Source organism: Pseudomonas fluorescens group sp. PF-1 (assembly GCF_054481335.1).
In genome coordinates this window covers 274,296-296,879 of record NZ_JBTMNG010000001.1, presented here as the reverse complement: position 1 = coordinate 296,879, position 22,584 = coordinate 274,296, and the positions used below count along the sequence as shown (strand labels likewise).

The window sequence follows — 22,584 nt, the reverse complement described above, 5'->3', positions numbered from 1 at the left end:
TATCAACAATCGATCTCCCCCACAAAAACTTGGTCACTTTCAATGAATTCGGTTAAAGCTCGAACTACACGTCCCCTTTGGCACGCCGTGGCAGAAAGAAACTTACCGTTCAAAACTTGAATTATTTTAAATATTGTAAAAATCATCTCTCCTGAGACTCCAGACACAACTACACAGACTCAAAGAATAATTTTATAGATGAAAAAATCAAAAACAAAAAAACGCATCAGATACCATACACCACATGAAATTCAAACATCAAAAACCAGAAAAGAAGCCACCTCAACACACAGAATAAAGTCTGCCAGGTATATTTCACAAGATAAACTCCCCATCAAACTACAATCCATATTAGTCCTGACACTCACTCTTTCCACCTTAACCCTAATCGCGATATCAGCCCGCGCAATCCACTATCAAAACATAAAATTCATTTACTTCCTCCATCGCGGCCGAACTTTATGGTATGAATTCAGCAACTGGAAAGTAACAATCCCTATAACAGTCATGCTTTTATACGCGACAGGATTATTGGCAACGGCACTCGTGATCGCCAATTACAACAGGCGCTTCAACTCAAAACCGTACAAAAAAGTCATGATGTACAGCTTCCTTATTGCCTGGCTTTTAGATAGGTTCTCTATCTTTTTCGGCGTGAAAATTTCTTGAATACTGATTGATACGCCACACCTTGCAGAAGCCTCGTTTCACTCGACAGCTCCTGCAAGTTAGTGCGTAGCGATTAGAACTCGATCCGCACATCCCCCTTCGGCACGCTGCAGCACGACAAGATAAACCCGTCGGCTTCGTCTTCCTCGGTGATCCCGCCGTTGTGCTCCATTTCCACTTCACCGCCCAGTTTCAGCACCTTGCATGTCCCGCAGATGCCCATGCCGCAGGCTTTCGGGATCATCAGGCCGACTTTCGCGGCAGCGGCGTGAACGGTCTCGCCCGGTGCCACGCGAATGCTCTTGCCGGAGGCAGTGAATTCCACTTCATGCAGATCGGCCGCGTCGACTTCCGGTGCATCGGCGGCCTGCTCGGCTTGTTCCACTGCATCGGCGCGGGCTTCCGGTGGTGTCGCGCCGAACGATTCCTCGTGATAGCGCTTCATGTCGAAGCCGGCGTTTTCCAGCAGGCGCTTGACCGCGTTCATGTACGGCGTCGGGCCGCAGCAGAACACTTCACGCTCGAGGAAGTCCGGCGCCATCAGTTCCAGCATCTTGTGGTTCAGGTAACCGCGATAACCGGCCCACGGCTCGCCCAGGCCGTGTTTCTCGCAAATCAGGTGCAGGCTGAAGTTGTCGATCCGCGACGCCATGTGCTCCAGCTCGCGGTGGTAAATGATGTCCTTGGGCGAGCGGGCGCTGTGGATAAACGTCATGTCGACATTGCCGTTGGTGTCGTAGAACCAGCGCGCCATGGACATGCACGGGGTGATCCCCACGCCGCCGCTGAGGTACAGCACTTTCGGGCTCGGGAAGTCGATGGCGTTGAACAGCCCGACCGGCCCGTGCACCGCCAGCTCCTGGCCTTCGTGCAGGGTGTCGTGCAACCAGTTCGAGACCTTGCCGCCCGGCACGCGCTTGATGGTCACCGAAAAGCTGTAGGGCACCGATGGCGAGCTGGAAATGGTGTACGAACGCATGATCGGCTGACCTTCGATTTCCAGCTCCAGGGTGACAAACTGCCCCGGCTTGAAGAAGAACATGATCGGCTGGTCGGCCATGAAGCAAAAGGTGCGCACATCCCAGGTTTCCTGGATGACTTTGACGCAACGGACGATGTGCCGACCATTGGCCCAGGTCTGGGTGGTTACCGGGTTCAGGAAGTTGTTGGACATGCTGATCTCCACGGCCGACTGTCGGCCTTCATGTTGGCGATTCTGCGTATAGCGCGAACCACCCATTTACCTATCTGCGACATTCACATGCTCATCGCGACCAGCCCCCAACTACCGGGGCTTGCGCGTCGGGAACAGATTGCACCATGTCGCCCATGGATAAGGTTCTGGCCAGCGCCGGCCCCACACTCGCCCCATACCAAGACACAACTTTTACACCTTGCGTAGCAAACCCGAGCAGTACACCTGATTAGCCACTTTCGCCGGCCACGCAGATGGCCTTGAGGATTAAACGATGGACGTCACTACTACCCTGAGCCTGGGCGATCCGCTGGAACCCGCACGCAAGGCCACCGCCCAGATGCTGCAAGAGCGCGAGCGCACGTTCTCGCTGCCGCAGCCGTTTTACTCTGACGATCGCCTGTTTGATATCGACATGCAGGAAATCTTTCAGAAAGAGTGGCTGATCGCCGGCATGACCTGCGAGATCCCGAGCAAGGGCAACTACCTGACGCTGCAAGTGGGCAAGAACCCGATCATCGTGATCCGTGGTGCAGAAGGCGTCGTGCACGCGTTCCATAACGTCTGCCGTCACCGTGGCTCGCGCCTGTGCACCAGCGACAAGGGCAAGGTCGCCAAACTGGTTTGCCATTACCACCAGTGGACCTACGAACTCGACGGTCGCCTGCTGTTCGCCGGCACCGAGATGGGCGCCGATTTCGACATGAATCAGTACGGCCTCAAGCCGGTGAACGTGAAAACCGCGGGCGGCTACATCTTCATCAGCCTGTCGGATAATCCGCCGGCCATCGATGACTTCCTGTCGACGCTCAGCCATTACATGGAACCGTACGACATGGAAAACACCAAGGTGGCGGTGCAAACCACCTTGATGGAAAAAGCCAACTGGAAACTGGTGCTGGAAAACAACCGCGAGTGCTACCACTGCAACGCGTCGCACCCGGAACTGCTGAAAACCCTGCTGGAATGGGACGACGTCACCGACCCGCGCGCCGACCAGGCCTTCAAGGACCACGTCGCCGCCTCCGCCGCTGCCTGGGAAGCCGAGAAGATCCCTTACGCCCACGCCAGCTTCGGCCTGCGTAACCGCATCGTACGCATGCCGCTGCTCAAGGGCACCGTGTCGATGACCATGGACGGCAAGCAAGGCTGCGCCAAGCTCATGGGCCGCATCAAGAACCCGGACCTGGGCTCGATGCGCATCCTGCACCTGCCGCACTCGTGGAACCACTGCATGGGCGACCACATCATCGTGTTCACCGTGTGGCCGATCAGCGCTCAGGAAACCATGGTCACCACCAAGTGGATCGTGCACAAGGATGCCGTCGAAGGCGTGGACTACGACGTGGAGCGCATGCGCAAGGTCTGGGACGCCACCAACGACCAGGACCGTCGCCTGGCCGAAGAGAACCAGCGCGGCATCAATTCCACCGCTTATCAGCCTGGGCCGTACTCCAAGACTTATGAATTTGGCGTGGTGAACTTCGTGGATTGGTACAGCGAGCGGATGCTGAACAATCTGGGGGCCGAGCCTGCGCCGTACCTCAAAGGCGTCCCTGTCCAAGGCTAACGCCATCGCCCACTGTAGGAGCGAGCCTGCTCGCGAAGAACCCGAGCACGCCGCGGGGCATCTGGCTTAACGCATTACCGTTCACGACCATCGCGAGCAGGCTCGCTCCTACAGGGGCTTGTTCGCGACGTTTTACGCCCGCCATTACCCTCTTCCATATAGAACTGTACGAAATATGATCTATTTCGTTCGGCGCTATACGGTGCGCGCCTCTCAGCCTTTCGCGAACAAGTTATCCACATCTCCACCCACAGCAAATGGGGACAACTGTGGACAGGCGCATAACTTTCTCCACAGAAACCGAAGAAAATCCGTGACTTATCCGGAACCACGGTTTCCTGATGAGCCTGATCACTTTTTAACCAAACCTTTGAAAGCCACGTAGTACATGGCCTGTAGCGGATGGCAAACACCTTATCCACAGAAGCGCCAACAGACTTTGGGGGCAACTTCCGAGCCTCTGTGGAAAACCGCTGAAAGCCTTGTAGTTTCTGCATTTGCGGGAGGTGGAATGGATAAAAACGGTCATTCGATCAATTTTTGATCAGACACCTGAAAGGCTCGGTTTATAAGGCCTGTAGCGCTAAGCGAACATCTTATCCACAGAAGCGCCAACAGAGATCGGGGACAAGTTTTGTTTCTCGTTCACACTTATCCTCAGAAAACTCTCGAGATAACCATGGCTTAGGCTGATTGTTTTTTGATCTACGGGCTGAACGGCTTTATTTTCAGGGGCTGCAGCGAGGGGTGAACATGTTATCCACAGAAGCGCTAACAGAGTTTGTGGAGAACCAGGCAGGCTTTATCCACACAAGTGCCCTGATCATGTTCGGTGGCGTCTTGCGGGCGGGATATTCTTTTCAGGTAATGACCACTTTGTACCGCCCCTGGCAGCTCTCCCAGGGGCGATGCGAAGTCGCGATGGCCCGCTAAGGCCGGTACATCAAATAGGCTTCGCCCGTGACCCGGATCATCGGATGCGGCGTGATCTGGCAGGTATCGACAATACGGAAGCCGTGGCGCTCGTAGAAGCGCCGGGCACCGGTGTTGGCGGCGTAGTCGATCAGGCTCAGGCCGTTAAGCCCGAGACGATTGGCACGGTCGTAGGCGTAAGCGAGAAATTGCTTGCCCAGGCCCTGGTTTCGCCAGCCCTCGTGCAGCGCCAGGCTGGAAATGTAAAGGGTGTCGGGGATTTCCATCGTGGCGTACGGCGCCAGCACCGGATCGGTCACTGGCGCCGCGAACGGGTCGTAACGCATCACGTAGCTGTGCAGCATGCCGATGACCTTCCCGTCGGCCTCGGCGATCAGGCAATTCTGGTAGGAAAAATCCACATCTTCACGGGCATAACGGATGGCTCCAACGTCCAACAGATCCTGCCCGGGCTCTGCTATCTGGCTCCAGATGTAATCCGAAGCGCCTTCCGAGGAAATCTGGAACAGACGCGCAATCTCGCGCGCATCCGCGCGTACCGCCGAACGAAACTCAACCGACATTGATTAAAACTCCACAGATCATCGAGCGCCCGTTGTAAGTGGGCGCTCACGGCGCAGCAATGCGCCTCAGGGATGGGTGTTTTTCCGGGTATTGCGGCTAGAGGCTGGGTGGTGTCAGCGCACCACGCCCTCTTCGATCAGCAGCTTGAGAATCGCTTCAGCCCCCGCCTGCGCCGTGACGCCCTTGAGCACTTGCCCACCGCCGCCGCTGGCCTTGGCCGTTGCGGCTTTCATGCGGTCGGCACCGCTCTTGGCCTTGATGACTTTCAGGCGCTTGGGTCGCGGCTTGGCCGGTTGCAGGTTCGCCACCGCCAACAGCTCATCGTCAACGACTTCCACTTCATTGGCCTGCAACACCCCACGCCGGGCCGGGCCGTAGGCGCTTTGCCGTGGCTTGGGCGCAGCGTTATCCACAGTGGCCAGGAACGGCAGGCGAACCTTCAGGCGACGGCGCTGGCCACGGGGCAAGGCTTGCAGCACCAACGCCGAGCTGCCATCGATGGACTCGACCTGCGCCAGCCCCACCACCAGCGGCCAGCCCAGGCTTTCAGCCAGCAGGAACGGCAACATGCCCGAGCCTTCGCCGGTTTCAGCCTGGCTGCCGGTCAGCACCACCTGAGCGCCGGCATCGCGCAAATACGCGGTCAGTGCCGGTAGCGCATCCGCGCCCTCGGGTTGTTCCAGGACATGCAATTGCTCCAGCCCCATGCCCAGATAAGCGCGCAACGCAGGCTCGGCGACATCGCCGGCATGCAGCACTTGCAAGTTATCCCCAGCCAACTGCAGACCCAGTTCCACGGCACGTGCATCCTGTTCGGCGCGACGTGGCCGGCCGGACGTCGGGTGGGCGCCGATGGACACCAGGCTGATGATTTTCGTGCTCATAACCCTTTCCTTCCCTTAAGCCGCATCGCGCTTGGCGTCGTTGCGGTAGGCCTCTACCGCCGCGATCAAGGCTTGAAGAATCTCGGCGCTTTCGCCGATCACCGACAGGTCGGCCCGTTTGATCATGTCGCAGCCGGGATCGAGGTTGATCGCCACCACCTTGTCGCAGGCACCGATACCCTGCAGATGCTGGATCGCCCCGGAAATCCCCACCGCCACATAGACCCGTGCAGTGACCCAGGTACCCGACGCGCCGACCTGGCGGTCGCGGGCCATGAAACCGTCGTCCACGGCAACCCGGGACGCGCCTTCGGTAGCCCCCAAGGCTTCGGCGGTCCTGTGGAAAAGTCCCCAGTCCTTGACGCCGTTGCCGCCGGAGAAGATGAACTCCGCTTCGGCCATCGGAATCGCCGCCGGATCCACCGCCACCGCGCCCAGATCCTCGATCCGCGACAGACTGCGCGCAACCGCTGTGGATAACTCCACCGGCAGGGCTTCGTGGCGGGTTTCGCTGACCGGTTCGGCACATTCGGCAGCGGCCAGAATCAGCCGTGCGAGCGGACGCGCAAGGTCTTGCAACCCCGCACCGGCGCGGCCGATGCACGCCTGATCCTTGACCTGCCAGACCCGCGTGGCCGGGCGCTCGCCCAATGCCGCAGCAAAACGGCGACCGAGTTCGCCGCCACCGGTACGACTGTCCGGCAGCAACCAGTGACGCGGACTGAACTGGTTATCCACAGCCCGCAGGCCCTGGACCCGTTGTTCCGGTGCATAACCGCTGAATTCCTCGCCCTCGAGCACCAGCAGGCGATCGACGCCGGCACTGGCAAAGGCGCTCTCTTTATGTTCGCCAAAGACCACGGCCAACACCGCGCCATCCTTGCCCGCCAGTTGATGGGCCAGGCCCAGGAGGTCGCGGTCGTGACTGCTCAAGCGGCCACCGACCATGTCCGGCACAACGCTGATGTAAAACGCTGGCGCCGGCACTTGATGCAGCGGCAATTGCACTTCAACGGCGGCCGAGCGCTTGGTCGCGCCACCCTGTTGCGCGCCACTGCGGTCAATACGCTTGATGCCATTGGGGCCGATAAAACCGATGCCATGGGGGTTCTTGCGGATGACGCCATTGGGCCCCATCCAGCTGTGTTGCGCCGGCTGCATGGCGGCGTGCAGCGGATGCAGCCGGTTTCGGGCGATCCATTCGGCCCGAGGGTCGCGGCGGATAATGTCGCTCATCAGTGGGCCTCCGCAGGTTCACGTTTGGCTGGCGTGGACGGCTTGCTCGATGCCTGGTCTTCGAGCAGCGCATCAGCCACCAGTTCGGCAATGTCCTTGATCAACGGCCGGGGTTCGACCACCCCTTCGAGCATCGCCGTGCACTGTGGACAACCCACGGCCACCAGTTCGGCGCCGGTCTCGCGGATGTCTTCCATGCGCATGTCGGGAATCCGTTGCTTGCCCGGAATGTCGGTGATCGGTGCCCCGCCGCCACCGCCGCAGCAGCGCGAGCGGAAACCGGAGCGTTGCATTTCCTTGACTTCGATCCCGAGCGCCCGCAGTACCTCGCGCGGCGCCTCGTACTCGCCGTTGTAGCGGCCGAGGTAGCACGGGTCGTGATAGGTCACGCTGTCGCCCTTGTGCTGACCGAGGTTCAGCGCACCGGCCTGGATGATTTCCGCCATGTAGGTGCTGTGGTGCTGCACCAGGTAGTTGCCGTCGAAGGCGCCGTACTCGTTTTTCAACACATGGAAGCTGTGCGGGTCGCAGGTGACGATGCGGTTGAAGCGATATTTGGCCAGGGTCTGGATGTTGCGTTTGGCCAGTAACTGGAAGGTCGCTTCATCGCCCAGGCGTCGGGCCACGTCGCCGCTGTCGCGTTCTTCGAGGCCCAGCACGGCGAAGTCGACCTTGGCCGCTTTCAGCACTTTGACGAACGCGCGCAGGGTGCGCTGGTTGCGCATGTCGAAGGCACCGTCGCCGACCCAGAACAGCACGTCGGTGGAGTTCTTTTCGCTGAGCAGAGTGAGGTTCAAGTCCGCCGCCCAGTTCATCCGTCCGCCCGGTGCAAAGCCGCCGGGGTTGTCGGTGGCGATCAGGTTTTCCAGGACTTCGGCGCCCTTGTTCGGGGTCGCGCCTTTTTCCAGGGTCAGGTGACGGCGCATGTCGACGATGGCATCGACGTGCTCGATCATCATCGGGCACTCCTCGACGCAGGCGCGGCAAGTGGTGCATGACCAAAGGGTCTCGGCATCCACCAGACCATTGACGATCGGCTGATGGGGATTGCCGGCGTGTTCGCCGATGGCTTTGCCCGGATACGGGCTGCCGGCGAAGTTGGCATCGGTGCCGCCCGCCAGGCCAACGACCATGTCCTGAATCAGCTTTTTCGGGTTCAGCGGTTGGCCGGCGGCGAAGGCCGGGCACGCCGCTTCGCACTTACCGCACTGCACGCAAGCGTCGAAACCGAGCAATTGGTTCCAGGTGAAATCCTTGGGTTTTTCCACGCCCAGCGGTGCCGACAGGTCGGTCAGGTCCAGCGGTTTCAAGCCCGTGGAGCGACCGCCACCAAAACGCTCGGCACGACGGTGCCAGGCCAGGTGCAGGGCACCGGCGAAGGCGTGCTTCATCGGCCCGCCCCAGGTCATGCCGAAGAACAGCTCCGATACGCCCCACAGCACGCCGATGCCGAGGATCGTCGCCAACAGCCAGCCGCCGAAGTGCTCCGGAAGAATGCCGGCTACGGGCAGGGTCACCAGGAAAAACGACGCCGAGAACGCCAGCAGGCTTTTCGGCAGGCGCATCCACGGGCCTTTGGACAAACGGCTCGGCGGGTTGCGTCGACGCAGGTAAACGAAGATCGCACCGACGAACATCACCGCCGACATCAGCAGCAGTGCGTACCCGAGGATGCGGTTATGCAGGCCGAAACCGTGCACCAGAATCGCCAGCACGATGGACGCCACCGCACCACCGGCCGTGGCCACGTGGGTGTTGGCAATGTATTTGTCCCGCGCCACCACGTGGTGCAGGTCGACCATGTAACGCTTGGGCATGGCGAACAGGCCGCCGATCAGGTCGACCTTCGAGGCCCGGCCCCGGCGCCACATGGACACCCGCCGCAACGCGCCCAGAACCGCAAGGCCCAGGGCAGCGAACAACAGGATTGGAAGAAGGGTGTTCAACATGGTGAAGCTCCCAAAGACCTCGGGCTTAACTACCTGGATGCTTTGCTCGACCCCCTGTAGGAGCGAGCTTGCTCGCGATGGTCGTTAACGATGACGCGCGCGGTCTGAAAGAACGCGGCGCCTTCAAATTCATCGCGAGCAGGCTCGCTCCTACAAGGTTATCCACAAGCCGTTAGAAATCCTTGCACAACCGCAACGCGTCGTAGATCGCCGCGTGCACGTTACGCTGGGCCACGCAGTCGCCGATGCGGAACAGCAAATAGCCGTCGCCGCTCTGCTCCAGGCAAGGTTGTGGCTTGATCGCGAACAAGGCTTCGACGTCGATCTGGCCTTTGTTGCGCGAGCCTTCCTTCAGCGCGTAGTAGATTTCTTCGTCCGGGCGCACGCCGTTTTCCACGACCACCTGGTCCACCACCCGCTCCTCTTTGGCGCCGGTGTATTCGTTTTCCAGTACCGCCACGAGCTTGTCGCCTTCGCGGTAGACCTTCTCCAGCATCATGTCGCCGGTCATGATCACTTCTTTCGGGTACATGCTGCGGTAGTAAGTCGGGAACGACGTACCGCCAATTGCCACGCCCGGCTTGATGTCGTCGGTGACGATCTCGACCTGGCTGCCCTTGTCGGCGAGGAAGTCCGCCGTGGACATGCCGGTGAATTCACAGATGGTGTCGTACACCAGCACGTTCTTGCCCGGTGCCACCTTGCCATCGAGGACGTCCCAGCTGCTGACCACCAGGCCTTCAGCCGCGCCCCAATGCTCGTTCTGCTCCAGGAACGGATGACCGCCGACCGCCAGCACCACCACGTCCGGACGCAAATCCATGATGGTTGGCGCATCGGCCGCAGTCCCCAGGCGCAGGTCGACTTTCAACCGTGCCAGTTCCAGCTGATACCAGCGGGTGATACCGGCGATCTGGTCCCGTTGCGGCGCTTTCGAGGCCGTGGTGATTTGCCCGCCGATGAATTCTTTCTTCTCGAACAAGGTCACGTCGTGGCCACGTTCTGCGGCCACACGCGCCGCTTCCATCCCCGCAGGACCGGCACCGACCACCACCACTTTGCGTTTCACGCCGGTGGTTTTCTCGATGATGTGCGGCACGCCCATGTATTCACGGGAGGTGGCCGCGTTCTGGATGCACAGCACATCCAGGCCTTGGTACTGACGGTCGATGCAGTAGTTGGCGCCGACGCATTGTTTGATCTGGTCGATCTGGCCCATCTTGATCTTGGCGATCAGGTGCGGGTCCGCGATGTGGGCGCGGGTCATGCCGACCATGTCGACGTAACCGCCTTCCAGAATACGGGTGGCCTGGTTCGGGTCCTTGATGTTCTGCGCGTGCAGCACCGGAACCTTGACCACTTCCTTGATACCGGCGGCCAGGTGCAGGAACGGCTCCGGTGGATAACTCATGTTCGGAATCACGTTGGCCAGGGTGTTGTGAGTGTCACAACCCGAACCCACGACACCGATGAAATCCAGCATGCCGGTGTCGTCGTAATACTTGGCGATCTGCTTCATGTCCTCGTGGGACAGGCCATCCGGGTGGAACTCGTCACCGCAAATACGCATGCCCACGCAGAAATCGTCACCGACCTCGGCACGCACCGCTTTCAACACTTCCAGGCCGAACTTCATGCGGCCTTCAAAGGTGCCGCCCCATTCGTCGGTACGCTTGTTGACCCGCGGGCTCCAGAACTGGTCGATCATGTGCTGGTGCACGGCCGACAGCTCGACACCGTCCAGGCCACCGGCCTTGGCGCGGCGTGCCGCTTGGGCGTAGTTGCCGATTACCCGCCAGATTTCTTCCGGCTCAATGGTTTTGCAGGTGGCACGGTGTACCGGCTCGCGTATGCCCGACGGCGACATCAGCGTCGGCCAGTTGAAGCCGTCCCAACGGGAACGACGGCCCATGTGGGTAATCTGGATCATGATCTTGGCGCCGTGCTTGTGCATGGCGTCGGCCAGATTCTGGAAGTGCGGAATGATGCGGTCGGTGGACAGGTTCACCGAGCTCCACCATTCCTGCGGGCTGTCGATGGCCACCACGGACGAACCGCCGCAGATCGCCAGGCCGATCCCGCCCTTGGCCTTCTCTTCGTAATACTTGACGTACCGGTCGGTGGTCATGCCGCCGTCGGTGGCATAGACCTCGGCGTGCGCGGTGCTGAGCACGCGGTTGCGGATGGTCAGTTTGCCGATCTGGATCGGCTGGAACATTGCTTCGAAAGCCATGGCGGGTTCCTCGACTTACAACGGCTTGACGGTGAACAAACCGTCTTCGTGGCCCTCTTCGGAACCACCGTAGACTTGTTCGGCGACGGTGCGGATCTTGCTGCCGCGTGCGGCGAGGATCTGGTCCATCGCACCGGCAAACCAGCCAGTGAACATGTAGTCGACCTTGCGCCCGACCTTGCCGTAGACGTAGACGAACGCCGAGTGTTCGAGCTTGACGCTGGCAGTGCCTTTGTCGAGGTCGATGTCCTGGATCTTGAACAGGCCCCAGCCGCGCTGCGACAGACGCTTCATGTAGTGCTCGAACACCGCGACGCCTTCCAGGCCGTGGCATTCAGCTTCTTTCTCGCACCAGTGCCAGGCGGATTTGTAGCCAGCCTTGTAGAGGATCTCGGCGTAGGCTTCGGCGCCCAGCACTTCCTCGATGCCCATGTGGTTGTTGACGAAGAAATGGCGCGGCACGTACAGCATCGGCAGGGCGTCGGACGTCCAGACACCGGTCTCGCTGTCGACTTCGATAGGCAATTGCGGGGCGATCTTGGCCATGGAAACTTAACTCCAGAAAAATTTTGGTGTTGCCTGCGGCGCGGATGGCCGCAGGTAAGGATTCAGAAGTGCGGCGGCTTATTCGCCCCAAACATCTCTTAAGACGTTCACCCAGTTCTCGCCCATGATCTTGCGCACCACACGCTCGGAGTGGCCGCGCTTGAGCAGGGTCTCGGTCAGGTTCGGGAACTCGCCCACGGTACGGATGCCCAGCGGGTTGATGATCTTGCCGAAGCTGGTCAGGCGGCGGGCGTAGCCCTTGTCGTGGGTCAGGTATTCGAAGAAGTCCTGGCCATGGCCCTGGGTAAAGTCGGTGCCGATGCCGATGGCGTCTTCGCCGACGATGTTCATGGTGTATTCGATGGCTTCGGCGTAGTCGTCGATGGTCGAATCGATGCCCTTGGCCAGGAACGGCGCGAACATGGTCACGCCGACGAAACCGCCGTGGTCGGCGATGAACTTCAGTTCTTCATCGGACTTGTTGCGCGGGTGAATCTTCAGGCCCGACGGCAGGCAGTGGGAATAGCAGACCGGCTTCTTGGATTCGAGGATGACTTCTTCGGAAGTCTTGGAGCCGACGTGGGACAGGTCGCACATCACGCCAACGCGGTTCATCTCGGCGACGATTTCACGACCGAAGCCCGACAGGCCACCGTCACGCTCGTAGCAACCGGTGCCCACCAGGTTCTGGGTGTTGTAGCACATCTGCACGATACCGACGCCGAGCTGCTTGAACACTTCGACATAGCCGATCTGGTCTTCAAAGGCATGGGCGTTCTGGAAACCGAAGAGGATACCGGTCTTGCCCTGCTCCTTGGCCTTGCGGATGTCGGCGGTGGTACGCACCGGAATCACCAGGTCGCTGTTCTCGCGGATCAGTTTCTGGCTGGCGGCGATGTTGTTGACGGTGGCCTGGAAGCCCTCCCATACCGAAACGGTGCAGTTGGCAGCGGTCAGACCGCCCTTGCGCATGTCTTCGAACAGTTCGCGGTTCCACTTGGCAATAATCAGCCCGTCGATAACGATGCTGTCGGCGTGCAATTCGGCTGGGCTCATCAGGCTGTCCCCTTGTTGGCGATTCATGCGCCGAATCGTCTGCCGGCGCTTTGGGGCCAGCATATGCCTCGGTGCCTTGGCAGCCGGGTGCAAAAACGACAGGGGAATTGCCGAAAGCGTCAATCCGCGACAAAGGGTCGTCGCCAGGCGCAATCTGCTACCTGTTCAAGGCCTTCCGCTTGGGCCAGAATTCGCCGCATCTCTTGAGGCTTTACTGGAAGCTTTACTGGAATAAGGGGCGGCAACGTAATGAAATCCATCATCCTGGCTTTGGCGCTGATTGCGACCGGCGTACACGCGGCGGAGGAATCCGACGACAACCCTTGCGACAAAGTCGAAAACGACGTCCAGACCCTGGAATGCTCGGCTTACAGCAAATCCACCGCCGAAGATCTGCTGAGCGAAAACCTCAAAAGCCTGAACGAGCGCATGCAGTCGCTCTACGGCAAGAACCCGTCGCAACTGAGCGACATCACCGCCAGGATCAAGACCGCCCAGCAGCAGTGGACGAAGACCCGCGACGCCGACTGCGCCGTCGAAGCCTTCCCGGCCACCGCCGGCAGCAAGGCCTTCACCATTGCGCAAAATGATTGCGTGGCGCGGATGAGTGACGAGCGGTCGGAGTTTTTGGAGTCGATTGGGCAGGAGTAATCCCTGGTTAGCCGTCGAAAGCTGGAACCAACTCCAGCTTTCAGCCCCAAAAATCCCTCTTCCTACAAACCATTCTGACTCTCCCGACTCTTCCTGGCGGAACGAGCATTTTTGGCATTCGTTTCCAGCAATATCTCGATAAGTTTCGCTTGTTGGCCATCTGAAAAATATAAGCAAAGATTCGCAAATCTTATAAAAGACTTATATTCTTCATGAACAGCATTCACTGGACTCGAAAGGCCGTTAAGCAACTCTTGAGATTGCATTCCGTTCACCAGATTCAGGTTCGTGATGCCATCACGGCGCTGGCTGACATGCCCAATGTGGGTCAAGTCAAAGCACTGGTTGGTCATAACCACTCTTACCGGCTACGCGTCGGTAATTATCGGGTCATGTTCGACTGGGATGGCGCGATCAAAGTGGTCAGTATTCAAGAGGTCAAAAAACGCGATGAATGCACCTACTGATGTTCAAATCATCAACGATGAATACGGCAACCCCGCATTCGTGGTCATCCCCTATGCGCAGTATCTGGCGCAAAAAATCGAGCCCAACCTGATCCCCCACGATGTAGTCAGTCGCGTGGTCGATGGCGCCACACCCATCCGCGCCTGGCGCGAACACTTGAACCTTACCCAGGATGAAGTGGCCAAACGGATGGGGATTTCCCAACCGGCTTTCGCCCAGCAAGAAACAGTCGCCAAGCCGCGCAAGGCCACCCGCGAAAAAATCGCTGCGGCTTTTGGCATCAACGCCAGTCAACTAGAGCTGTAAGCTGCACGCCTTCAGCCAGTAAAGGGATTCAACATGAAAGTCTGCGGCATCGAAATCAAGGGCAGCGAAGCGATTATCGCCGTGGCCATGCTGGAGGGTCAGGCGCTGGGCCATGTTGCCCTCGCCACCAAGAAAATCGCCCTCGACGATGACGACGAAGCCGCCAACGTCAAGGTCTTCGCGGCTCAGGTGGCGTCCTTTGTTCGCGAAAATGCCATTGATCGCATCGCCATCAAGAAGCGCAGCAAGAAAGGCGAGTTCGCCGGTGGACCGACCACGTTCAAGATCGAGGGTGTGTTCCAGTTGCTGGAAAGTTGCGAGGTGACACTGCTGTCGCCGCAGACCATCAATGCCCAGAGCAAGAAACACGACTTTGAACTGCCGGGGACGCTGAACAAGTATCAGCATGAGGCTTACAAGGCGGCGTGTTCGGCGCTGATGAAGAAGTAAGCGGTATTCCTGACAAAACAAATTACTGTGGGAGCCAGCCTGCTGGCTCCCACAGTTTTTTCGGTGTTTTCAGGATCACGCTTTGGCAGTACGCCGGTCCTCCCGCGGGCAACGCTCAAACTTCGCCCGATAACTACGAGTGAAATACGACGGCGACTCAAACCCGCAGGCAATGCTGACTTCCAGCACGCTCATGTCGGTCTGGCGCAGCAATTGCCGGGCCTTTTCCAGCCTCAGGCGCAGATAGAAATTGCTCGGTGTGTCGTTCAGGTGCAGGCGAAACAGCCGTTCGAGCTGACGCCGGGTGACCTTGATCGATTCCGCCAGTTCCAGCGTGCTCAGCGGCGGTTCGCTGTGCTGCTCCATTTCACCGATCACGTGCACCAGTTTCTTGTTGCTGATGCCATAACGCGTGGCGACTTCCATGCGCTGGTGGTCTTTGCGCGGGCGGATGCGGCCGAGTACGAACTGTTCGCTGACCTGAATCGCCAGCTCCGGGCCGTGGGCTTGAGCGATAAGGTCGAGCATCAGGTCGATGGAGGCCGTGCCGCCCGCCGACGTGATGCGCCGACGGTCGATTTCGAACAACTCCTGGGTGACGCTGAGCTGCGGGTAGGACTCCTTGAAGGCGTCGATGGCTTCCCAGTGCAGGGTCAGGCGATGGCCGTCGAGCAGGCCCGCTTGCGCGAGGATGAAACTGCCGGTGTCGATGGCACCGAGGGTCACGCCTTCGTTGTCCAGCCGTCGTAGCCAGTGCTCCAGCGTCGGGGTGGCGAACTTCAGCGGTTCGAAACCGGCGACCACTAACAAGGTTGCACCTTTTTTCAGCGGCTCCAGCGCCGCGTCGGCGTTGACCGACATGCCGTTGCTGGCCAGCACTGCCCCGCCATCGGCGCTCAATACATGCCAGCGATACAGCTCGCCGCGAAAGCGATTGGCGACCCGCAGTGGCTCGATGGCCGAGATAAATCCAATGGCCGAGAAACCCGGCATCAACAAGAAATAGTAATCCTGGGACATGGAGCGCACTCGGTTGGCGGGAACGAGAGGGCGGGTAGCGTGTTGATGTTGATACGCCACTTACCAGTGGCATTCAAGAGCACAGGTCGCCGCAGTGCAAGAGCTGGTCGCCGCAGTGCGCTTTCATGGCGCCTTAGCTGCGTAACTTGGCATCACCGGCGCGTCAGACGCCGGAACTCACAATAACGAACTGCCGAGGAAACCTGAGATGAAACGACTGATCAGCAGCTGTGTTCTTGCACTCAGCGGTACCGCTTTCCTGAGCGCCAGTGTCATGGCCGCCGAACCCGCCGCGTGCCAGAACGTGCGCATGGGTGTAGTGAACTGGACCGACGTGATCGCCACCAGCGCCATGACCCAGGTATTGCTCGATGGCCTCGGCTACAACACGAAACAAACCAGCGCCTCCCAGCAAATCATTTTTGCCGGGATCCGTGATCAGCGCCTCGACCTGTTCCTGGGTTACTGGAACCCGCTGATGACCCAGACCATCACCCCGTTTGTCGACGCCAATCAGGTCAAGGTGCTGCAAGCGCCGAGCCTCAAGGATGCGCGCGCCACCCTCGCCGTACCGACTTACCTGGCGGACAAGGGGCTGAAAACCTTCGCCGACATCGCCAAGTTTGAAAAAGAACTGGGCGGCAAAATCTACGGTATCGAACCGGGCTCGGGCGCCAACACCCAGATCAAGGCGATGATCGCCAAGAACCAGTTCGGCCTCGGCAAGTTCCAGTTAGTCGAGTCCAGCGAGGCCGGCATGCTCGCCGCGGTGGATCGCGCCGTGCGCCGCAACGAAGCCGTGGTGTTCTTCGGCTGGGCGCCGCACCCGATGAACGTCAACGTCAAGATGACCTACCTCACCGGCAGCGACGACGCCCTCGGCCCGAACGAAGGCAGCGCCACCGTCTGGACCGTGACCGCGCCTAAATACGCCGAACAATGCCCGAACATCGGCCGCCTGCTGAGCAACCTGACGTTCACCGCCGAAGACGAGAGCCGGATGATGCAGCCGCTGCTGGATCACAAGGACGCCTTCGAATCCGCCAGGCAATGGCTCAAGGATCACCCGCAGGACAAGCAACGCTGGCTCGAAGGCGTGACCACCTTCGATGGCAAACCGGCGGCTCAAAACCTGCAACTGACCAGCAAATGACTCACCCGTAAAAAGACCTGAATTGAACCACCGATTCGCAGCCCGAAAGGGCTGCGGACAGACTAATCACGCCTGCAAGGAACCACCTCATGAACCACGACGTCATCATCACCTGCGCACTCACCGGTGCTGGCGACACGACCGCCAAGAGCCCACATGTGCCGGTCACCCCGAAACAAATCGCCGCTGCCGCCGTGGAAGCCGCCAAGGCCGGCGCCACCGTGGTTCACTGCCACGTACGCGACCCTGAAACCGGCAAGTTCAGCCGTGATGTGGCGCTGTACCGTGAGGTGATGGAGCGCATTCGCGAAGCCGACGTCGACATCATCGTCAACCTGACCGCCGGCATGGGCGGCGACCTGGAAATCGGCGCTGGCGAGAACCCGATGGAGTTCGGCCCGAACACCGATCTGGTCGGCCCGCTGACCCGTCTGGCCCACGTAGAAGAACTGCTGCCGGAAATCTGCACCCTCGATTGCGGCACGCTGAATTTCGGCGACGGCGACACCATCTACGTCTCCACCCCGGCGCAACTGCGTGCTGGCGCCAAACGCATTCAAGAGCTGGGCGTGAAGGCCGAGCTGGAAATTTTCGACACCGGTCACCTGTGGTTCGCCAAGCAGATGATCAAGGAAGGCCTGCTCGACAACCCGCTGTTTCAGCTCTGCCTGGGCATCCCATGGGGCGCGCCGGCTGACACCACCACCATGAAAGCCATGGTCGACAACCTGCCGGCCGACGCGGTCTGGGCCGGTTTCGGCATCGGTCGCATGCAAATGCCGATGGCTGCGCAAGCGGTGCTGCTCGGCGGCAACGTGCGAGTCGGCCTGGAAGACAACCTGTGGCTGGACAAAGGCGTGCTGGCGACCAACGGCCAACTGGTCGAACGGGCCTCGGAAATTCTCAGCCGCCTCGGAGCCCGCGTGCTCACCCCCGCTGAAGGCCGCAAGAAAATGGGCCTGACCCAGCGCGGATAACCGCTCCTTTTCCCCTGTAGGAGCGAGCTTGCTCGCGAAAAAGGTACAGCCGACGCCACTCAGCGCCTGGAATACCATCGCGAGCTGGCTCACTCCTGCAAGGATCACCGAACTATTCAGGAAGTTGCCATGAGCTTTATCACCGAAATCAAAACCTTCGCCGCCCTGGGCAGCGGTGTCATCGGCAGCGGTTGGGTGTCCCGCGCCCTCGCCCACGGTCTCGACGTAGTCGCCTGGGACCCGGCGCCCGGTGCCGAGGCAGCCTTGCGCAAACGCGTTGCCAACGCCTGGGGAGCCCTGGAAAAACAAGGCCTGGCCCCTGGCGCGTCACAGGACCGCTTGCGCTTTGTCGCGACCATCGAAGAATGCGTTCGCGACGCCGATTTCATCCAGGAAAGTGCCCCGGAACGCCTGGAACTGAAACTGGAACTGCACAGCAAAATCAGCGCCGCCGCCAAGCCCAACGCCTTGATCGGCTCCAGCACTTCCGGCCTGTTGCCGAGCGAGTTCTACGAGAGCGCCACGCACCCGGAACGCTGCGTGGTTGGCCATCCGTTCAACCCGGTTTACCTGCTGCCATTGGTCGAAGTGGTCGGCGGCAAAAACACCGCGCCTGAAGCGGTGCAGGCGGCGATGAAAGTCTATGAATCCCTCGGCATGCGCCCGTTGCATGTGCGCAAGGAAGTGCCGGGCTTCATCGCCGACCGCTTGCTCGAAGCGTTGTGGCGCGAGGCGCTGCACCTGGTCAACGACGGCGTGGCGACCACCGGTGAAATCGACGACGCGATTCGTTTCGGCGCGGGCCTGCGCTGGTCGTTCATGGGCACCTTCCTGACCTACACCCTGGCCGGCGGCGATGCCGGCATGCGCCACTTCATGGCACAGTTCGGCCCGGCGTTGCAGTTGCCGTGGACCTACCTGCCGGCGCCGGAGCTGACCGACAAGTTGATCGATGACGTGGTCGATGGCACTAGCGAGCAATTGGGCAAACACAGCATTTCGGCGCTGGAGCGCTATCGTGATGACTGCCTGCTGGCGGTGCTGGAGGCGGTGAAGACCACCAAAGCCAAGCATGGCATGAGCTTTAGCGAATAACAGGTCTGGCCCCATCGCGGGCAAGCCCGCTCCCACAGGTTTTGTGAACAGCGCAAGAACTGTGGGAGCGGGCTTGCCCGCGATGAGGGCGGCGCAGTCACTACACCTATTGGATAAGTCCTCATGCCCACCCTCACCACTTACAGCACCACAATCATCCCCGATTGGGTCGACTACAACGGCCACCTGCGCGACGCGTTTTATCTGCTGATTTTCAGCTATGCCACCGATGCGCTGATGGACCGGCTAGGCATGGACAGCAACAACCGCGAAGCCAGCGGCCACTCGTTGTTTACCCTGGAGCTGCACCTCAACTACCTGCATGAAGTGAAACTCGACGCCGAGGTTGAAGTGCACACGCAGGTCATCGGCCACGACAGCAAACGCCTGCACCTCTATCACAGCCTGCATCTTGTGGGAGATGACAAGGCGCTGGCGGGCAACGAGCAAATGCTGCTGCACGTCGACCTCGCCGGGCCGCGTTCCGCGCCCTTCAGCGAGGACACCCTGGGCCGACTGCAAGCTATCGTCGCCGACCAGACCGACCTGCCCACCCCCGAGTACATTGGCCGAGTGATCGCGTTACCCCCAAAAAAATAACAAGGAGATCGCCATGAACACCGCCGCCGCTTTTGCCGACTTCCGTACTTACCCGTTGATCAGCGCGCTGAAGGGCGTGCAGGTCATGGACGATCATGTTCTGGTGGAGTGGGCCGACAACCGCGTCAGCCCGTTTCATCATCAGTGGCTACGAGACAACTGCCCCTGCCCGCAATGCGTCTACACCGTCACCCGCGAGCAGGTCCTGGAGATCGTCGACGTTCCGGAGCACCTGATGCCCGCAGCGGCCAGCGTCGAAGCTGAAGGCTGCCTGAGCGTACAGTGGCAAGACGGCCACGGCAGTCGATTCGATCCAGGCTGGCTGCGCGCCCACGCGTATGACGACAAATCCCGTGCCGAGCGCCAGGCTGGCAAGCCGAAAGCCAAACGCTGGCACAGCGATTTGCAATTGCCGGTGTTCGACTACCCGGCGCTGATGCAAGACAACGATGCCTTGCTGCAATGGCTGCTGGCGGTGCGCGATGTCGGCCTGACCCAGGTCCGTGGCGTGCCCACCGAGCCCGGCTCATTGAAGTTGATCGCCCAGCGGATTTCGTTCATCCGCGAAAGCAATTTCGGCGTGCTATTCAACGTGCAATCCAAGGCCGATGCCGACAGCAACGCCTACACCGCTTTCAACCTGCCGTTGCACAGCGATTTGCCGACCCGTGAGCTGCAACCGGGGCTGCAGTTCCTGCATTGCCTGGTCAACGACGCCGAGGGTGGCGAGAGTATTTTTGTCGACGGCTTTGCCATCGCCGAGGCGTTGCGCCAGGAAGATCCGCAAGCCTTTCAAAGCCTCTGCGAAATCCCCGTGGAGTTCCGCAACAAGGACCGTCACAGCGACTACCGCTGCCTCGCGCCGATCATCGCCCTGAACGCTTGCGGCCAGGTGTCGGAAATCCGCATGGCCAACTTTCTGCGTGGCCCGTTCGATGCGTCGGTGGAACAGATGCCCCGGTTGTATCGGGCCTATCGGCGCTTTATCGCGATGACGCGCGAGCCACGGTTCCGCTTGATGCAACGACTCAATCCCGGCGAACTCTGGTGCTTCGACAACCGCCGCACCCTGCACGCCCGCAACGCCTTCGACCCCGCCACCGGTGCCCGGCATTTCCAGGGTTGCTATGTGGACCGCGATGAGTTGTTGTCGCGCATCCTGGTATTGCAACGCTAGACCGCGTCACACCTCCCCTGTGGGAGCTGGCTTGCCAGCGATGGCGGTGCACCTGTCACACCGCGTCGCCCCATTCGCCAGCAAGCCGGCTCCTACAGACAGGCTAAAAAAAGCCCCGATCAAGCCGTGACAAGATCGAGGCAGAAGGTACTGTTGAGGAGCTGCGCGCGAGGGTGACCAAACCTTCGTGAAGCAAGCTGAATCCAGTGTGCCCACTCCCTTGACCGGCAAGTTAGCCGAAAACGACCTGTTCATAGCCATTGCGGCCATCGCGACAAATCGCCCTTGCCGCCACCCTGCACCCCCACCAGAATCGAGCCACGACACCGTTCCCAGAAGAAGGATTTGCGTCATGATGCACGCCGATTTGATTGACCAGGAAGACCTGTTGGGCCAGCTCAAGGCATTGGGTTTTCAAGTACCGAACGGCTCCACGGCCGAGCAGGCTTGCGAATGTGCGGTACGAGGTTTGAACAACGAACGGGCGATCGTGCTGCGCACGATGGTCAAGCAGATGTACACCAGCAGCGCGACCATCCTGCCCGCCGTGCGTCAGGCCATCGACAAGCAATTGCTGCCGGCGTTGGCGGAGTATCAGCAGAGCCATCGCGCCTGATAAATCCCATCGCGAGCAAGCTCGCTCCCACATGGGATTGGCGTTGAACACACCCTCTGTGAACAACCCAAAAACCATGTGGGAGCGAGCTTGCTCGCGATGAAGTCCCCTCGGCTTAGAGCCTTACGCTGGCAAACGTCGATTCGTTGCGCGCCTGGCTCAGCGCCGACAACGGCCCGGACAACGGCGACAGCACCAGCGCTTGCGGCAGCGGCATCATCGCCACTTGCTGGGTGGTATTGGAGCCCACGCGCTCGTCACGCGGCGGAATGCCGAAGTATTCGCGGTAGCACTTGGAGAAGTGCGGCGTGGACACGAAGCCACAGACCGACGCCACTTCGATGATCGACATCGGCGTTTGCTTGAGCAATTGCCGTGCGCGGATCAGGCGCAGTTTCAGGTAGTAACGCGACGGCGAGCAGTGCAGGTACTTCTGGAACAGCCGCTCCAGCTGACGACGGGACACGGCGACATACACCGCCAGTTCGTCGAGGTCGATCGGCTCTTCGAGGTTGGCCTCCATCAGCGCGACGATTTCCTGCAATTTCGGCTGGTTGGTACCGAGCATGTGCTTGAGCGGCACGCGCTGATGATCCTGTTCGTTGCGGATGCGCTCGTAGACGAACATCTCCGAAATCGCGGCCGACAGTTCGCGACCGTGATCGCGGCTGATCAGGTGCAGCATCATGTCCAGGGGCGCGGTGCCACCGGAGCTGGTGAAGCGGTTACGGTCGAGGGTGAACAGACGGGTACTCATGGCTACACGCGGGAAAGCTTCCTGCATCGCGGCCAGGCATTCCCAGTGCACGCTGCAGTCGAAACCGTCCAGCAGGCCGGCGCACGCCAGGGCCCAACTGCCGGTGCAGACCGCGCCAAGGCGACGGGACTGACGCGCCTGGCTCTGCAGCCATGACACGTGTTCGCGGGTAACGGTGCGTTGAATACCGATGCCGCCGCAGACGATCACGGTGTCCAGGGGTGGTGCTTTGTGCATGGAGGCGTCGGGGGTGATCTGCAGACCGTCGCTGGCCCAGACCTGACCGCCGTCGACTGTGAGGGTGGTCCAGCGATACAGCTCGCGACCGGACAATTGGTTGGCCATTCGCAGAGGCTCCACAGCGGAAGCCAGGGAAATCAGCGTGAAATTGTCCAGCAGCAAAAAGCCGATGGATTGAGGCGCACGGTTCTGGGGTTGGGCCCCGGAGTTGAACGACGTCATCGCGGTATCTCCTCACA

Annotated in this window: 21 protein-coding genes and 1 pseudogene; 12 read left to right on the top strand and 10 right to left on the bottom strand. The window is 60.2% G+C overall.

Annotation, left to right across the window (positions count from 1 at the left end):
* The first annotated feature begins 198 nt into the window (after positions 1–198).
* Positions 199–669, top strand: coding sequence for a hypothetical protein (locus tag ACX3YD_RS01420; protein WP_458959123.1), 471 nt, complete (start codon positions 199–201; stop codon positions 667–669).
* 73 nt (positions 670–742) lie between these two features.
* Here ACX3YD_RS01420 and gbcB read toward each other — a convergent pair whose 3' ends face one another.
* Positions 743–1,843 carry a glycine-betaine demethylase subunit GbcB gene (gene gbcB, locus ACX3YD_RS01415; RefSeq protein WP_103404170.1) on the bottom strand — a complete coding sequence of 367 codons (1,101 nt, stop codon included), beginning with the start codon at positions 1,841–1,843 and terminating at the stop codon, positions 743–745.
* Between the two features lie 295 nt (positions 1,844–2,138).
* Between gbcB and gbcA the strand changes: the two genes are divergently transcribed.
* The gene (gene gbcA / locus ACX3YD_RS01410) at positions 2,139–3,434 is read left to right on the top strand and encodes a glycine-betaine demethylase subunit GbcA (RefSeq protein WP_458959122.1); all 1,296 of its coding nucleotides are present in this window, start codon (positions 2,139–2,141) and stop codon (positions 3,432–3,434) included.
* Positions 3,435–4,363: 929 nt separating this feature from the next.
* Here gbcA and ACX3YD_RS01405 read toward each other — a convergent pair.
* From ACX3YD_RS01405 to ACX3YD_RS01375, 7 genes are all read right to left on the bottom strand, one after another.
* Positions 4,364–4,930, bottom strand: coding sequence for a GNAT family N-acetyltransferase (locus ACX3YD_RS01405; RefSeq protein WP_103404173.1), 567 nt, complete (start codon positions 4,928–4,930; stop codon positions 4,364–4,366).
* Between the two features lie 114 nt (positions 4,931–5,044).
* Positions 5,045–5,815: an electron transfer flavoprotein subunit beta gene (gene etfB, locus ACX3YD_RS01400; RefSeq protein WP_458959121.1), complete on the bottom strand. Its 771-nt coding sequence runs from the start codon at positions 5,813–5,815 to the stop codon at positions 5,045–5,047.
* Positions 5,816–5,830: 15 nt separating this feature from the next.
* Positions 5,831–7,051: an electron transfer flavoprotein subunit alpha gene (gene etfA, locus ACX3YD_RS01395; protein ID WP_090466685.1), complete on the bottom strand. Its 1,221-nt coding sequence runs from the start codon at positions 7,049–7,051 to the stop codon at positions 5,831–5,833.
* Positions 7,051–9,000 carry a dimethylglycine demethylation protein DgcB gene (gene dgcB, locus ACX3YD_RS01390; protein WP_458959120.1) on the bottom strand — a complete coding sequence of 650 codons (1,950 nt, stop codon included), beginning with the start codon at positions 8,998–9,000 and terminating at the stop codon, positions 7,051–7,053. The genes etfA and dgcB overlap by 1 nt, the downstream gene beginning before the upstream one ends.
* 172 nt (positions 9,001–9,172) lie before the next feature.
* A complete protein-coding gene (gene dgcA, locus ACX3YD_RS01385) occupies positions 9,173–11,233 on the bottom strand; it encodes a dimethylglycine demethylation protein DgcA (protein ID WP_047534324.1) in 2,061 nt (686 codons plus the stop codon).
* Positions 11,234–11,248: 15 nt separating this feature from the next.
* Positions 11,249–11,779: a DUF5943 domain-containing protein gene (locus ACX3YD_RS01380; protein WP_008048169.1), complete on the bottom strand. Its 531-nt coding sequence runs from the start codon at positions 11,777–11,779 to the stop codon at positions 11,249–11,251.
* 78 nt (positions 11,780–11,857) lie between these two features.
* Entirely contained in the window at positions 11,858–12,835 is a 978-nt protein-coding gene (locus ACX3YD_RS01375) for a dipeptidase (protein WP_103404191.1), read from the bottom strand.
* Positions 12,836–13,084: 249 nt separating this feature from the next.
* On the opposite strand from ACX3YD_RS01375, the gene ACX3YD_RS01370 reads away from it, so the two are divergent.
* The 4 genes from ACX3YD_RS01370 to ACX3YD_RS01355 all read left to right on the top strand — a co-directional run bounded on the left by ACX3YD_RS01370 (position 13,085) and on the right by ACX3YD_RS01355 (position 14,710).
* Positions 13,085–13,486 (top strand): lysozyme inhibitor LprI family protein, encoded by a 402-nt coding sequence (locus ACX3YD_RS01370; protein WP_103404179.1) that lies wholly within the window; start codon positions 13,085–13,087, stop codon positions 13,484–13,486.
* Positions 13,487–13,698: 212 nt separating this feature from the next.
* Entirely contained in the window at positions 13,699–13,953 is a 255-nt protein-coding gene (locus tag ACX3YD_RS01365) for a type II toxin-antitoxin system RelE family toxin (RefSeq protein ID WP_458959119.1), read from the top strand.
* On the top strand, positions 13,937–14,260 hold the full coding sequence (locus ACX3YD_RS01360; protein WP_090466677.1) for a helix-turn-helix domain-containing protein: 324 nt from the start codon (positions 13,937–13,939) through the stop codon (positions 14,258–14,260). The genes ACX3YD_RS01365 and ACX3YD_RS01360 overlap by 17 nt, the downstream gene beginning before the upstream one ends.
* Positions 14,261–14,293: 33 nt before the next feature.
* Positions 14,294–14,710: a DUF3010 family protein gene (locus tag ACX3YD_RS01355; RefSeq protein WP_047534327.1), complete on the top strand. Its 417-nt coding sequence runs from the start codon at positions 14,294–14,296 to the stop codon at positions 14,708–14,710.
* Here ACX3YD_RS01355 and ACX3YD_RS01350 read toward each other — a convergent pair.
* Positions 14,674–15,730, bottom strand: a pseudogene (locus ACX3YD_RS01350) (GlxA family transcriptional regulator). The gene ACX3YD_RS01355 and the pseudogene ACX3YD_RS01350 sit on opposite strands and share 37 nt — an antisense overlap.
* A 208-nt stretch (positions 15,731–15,938) precedes the next feature.
* On the opposite strand from ACX3YD_RS01350, the gene ACX3YD_RS01345 reads away from it, so the two are divergent.
* The 6 genes from ACX3YD_RS01345 (at position 15,939) to ACX3YD_RS01320 (ending at position 21,348) form a co-directional block, all read left to right on the top strand.
* Positions 15,939–16,883, top strand: a complete 945-nt coding sequence (locus tag ACX3YD_RS01345) for a choline ABC transporter substrate-binding protein (RefSeq protein ID WP_047534331.1) — start codon at positions 15,939–15,941, stop codon at positions 16,881–16,883.
* 89 nt (positions 16,884–16,972) lie between these two features.
* Positions 16,973–17,860 carry a beta-keto acid cleavage family enzyme gene (locus ACX3YD_RS01340; protein ID WP_090466673.1) on the top strand — a complete coding sequence of 296 codons (888 nt, stop codon included), beginning with the start codon at positions 16,973–16,975 and terminating at the stop codon, positions 17,858–17,860.
* Between the two features lie 129 nt (positions 17,861–17,989).
* Positions 17,990–18,955, top strand: a complete 966-nt coding sequence (locus ACX3YD_RS01335; RefSeq protein WP_458959118.1) for an L-carnitine dehydrogenase — start codon at positions 17,990–17,992, stop codon at positions 18,953–18,955.
* A 123-nt stretch (positions 18,956–19,078) separates the two neighbouring features.
* On the top strand, positions 19,079–19,555 hold the full coding sequence (locus ACX3YD_RS01330) for a thioesterase family protein (RefSeq protein ID WP_458959117.1): 477 nt from the start codon (positions 19,079–19,081) through the stop codon (positions 19,553–19,555).
* A 13-nt stretch (positions 19,556–19,568) separates the two neighbouring features.
* Positions 19,569–20,732: a gamma-butyrobetaine dioxygenase gene (locus ACX3YD_RS01325; RefSeq protein ID WP_458959116.1), complete on the top strand. Its 1,164-nt coding sequence runs from the start codon at positions 19,569–19,571 to the stop codon at positions 20,730–20,732.
* Positions 20,733–21,084: 352 nt separating this feature from the next.
* Entirely contained in the window at positions 21,085–21,348 is a 264-nt protein-coding gene (locus ACX3YD_RS01320; protein WP_103404192.1) for a hypothetical protein, read from the top strand.
* Between the two features lie 115 nt (positions 21,349–21,463).
* Here ACX3YD_RS01320 and gbdR read toward each other — a convergent pair whose 3' ends face one another.
* Positions 21,464–22,567 carry a choline metabolism transcriptional regulator GbdR gene (gene gbdR, locus ACX3YD_RS01315; RefSeq protein WP_047534337.1) on the bottom strand — a complete coding sequence of 368 codons (1,104 nt, stop codon included), beginning with the start codon at positions 22,565–22,567 and terminating at the stop codon, positions 21,464–21,466.
* Positions 22,568–22,584: the final 17 nt, after the last annotated feature.

Coding starts and splice junctions, on each gene's coding strand:
- ACX3YD_RS01420 (WP_458959123.1), top strand. CDS start 199: ATGAAAAAATCAAAAACAAAAAAACGCATCAGATACCATACACCACAT.
- gbcB (WP_103404170.1), bottom strand. CDS start 1,843: ATGTCCAACAACTTCCTGAACCCGGTAACCACCCAGACCTGGGCCAAT.
- gbcA (WP_458959122.1), top strand. CDS start 2,139: ATGGACGTCACTACTACCCTGAGCCTGGGCGATCCGCTGGAACCCGCA.
- ACX3YD_RS01405 (WP_103404173.1), bottom strand. CDS start 4,930: ATGTCGGTTGAGTTTCGTTCGGCGGTACGCGCGGATGCGCGCGAGATT.
- etfB (WP_458959121.1), bottom strand. CDS start 5,815: ATGAGCACGAAAATCATCAGCCTGGTGTCCATCGGCGCCCACCCGACG.
- etfA (WP_090466685.1), bottom strand. CDS start 7,051: ATGAGCGACATTATCCGCCGCGACCCTCGGGCCGAATGGATCGCCCGA.
- dgcB (WP_458959120.1), bottom strand. CDS start 9,000: ATGTTGAACACCCTTCTTCCAATCCTGTTGTTCGCTGCCCTGGGCCTT.
- dgcA (WP_047534324.1), bottom strand. CDS start 11,233: ATGGCTTTCGAAGCAATGTTCCAGCCGATCCAGATCGGCAAACTGACC.
- ACX3YD_RS01380 (WP_008048169.1), bottom strand. CDS start 11,779: ATGGCCAAGATCGCCCCGCAATTGCCTATCGAAGTCGACAGCGAGACC.
- ACX3YD_RS01375 (WP_103404191.1), bottom strand. CDS start 12,835: ATGAGCCCAGCCGAATTGCACGCCGACAGCATCGTTATCGACGGGCTG.
- ACX3YD_RS01370 (WP_103404179.1), top strand. CDS start 13,085: ATGAAATCCATCATCCTGGCTTTGGCGCTGATTGCGACCGGCGTACAC.
- ACX3YD_RS01365 (WP_458959119.1), top strand. CDS start 13,699: ATGAACAGCATTCACTGGACTCGAAAGGCCGTTAAGCAACTCTTGAGA.
- ACX3YD_RS01360 (WP_090466677.1), top strand. CDS start 13,937: ATGAATGCACCTACTGATGTTCAAATCATCAACGATGAATACGGCAAC.
- ACX3YD_RS01355 (WP_047534327.1), top strand. CDS start 14,294: ATGAAAGTCTGCGGCATCGAAATCAAGGGCAGCGAAGCGATTATCGCC.
- ACX3YD_RS01345 (WP_047534331.1), top strand. CDS start 15,939: ATGAAACGACTGATCAGCAGCTGTGTTCTTGCACTCAGCGGTACCGCT.
- ACX3YD_RS01340 (WP_090466673.1), top strand. CDS start 16,973: ATGAACCACGACGTCATCATCACCTGCGCACTCACCGGTGCTGGCGAC.
- ACX3YD_RS01335 (WP_458959118.1), top strand. CDS start 17,990: ATGAGCTTTATCACCGAAATCAAAACCTTCGCCGCCCTGGGCAGCGGT.
- ACX3YD_RS01330 (WP_458959117.1), top strand. CDS start 19,079: ATGCCCACCCTCACCACTTACAGCACCACAATCATCCCCGATTGGGTC.
- ACX3YD_RS01325 (WP_458959116.1), top strand. CDS start 19,569: ATGAACACCGCCGCCGCTTTTGCCGACTTCCGTACTTACCCGTTGATC.
- ACX3YD_RS01320 (WP_103404192.1), top strand. CDS start 21,085: ATGATGCACGCCGATTTGATTGACCAGGAAGACCTGTTGGGCCAGCTC.
- gbdR (WP_047534337.1), bottom strand. CDS start 22,567: ATGACGTCGTTCAACTCCGGGGCCCAACCCCAGAACCGTGCGCCTCAA.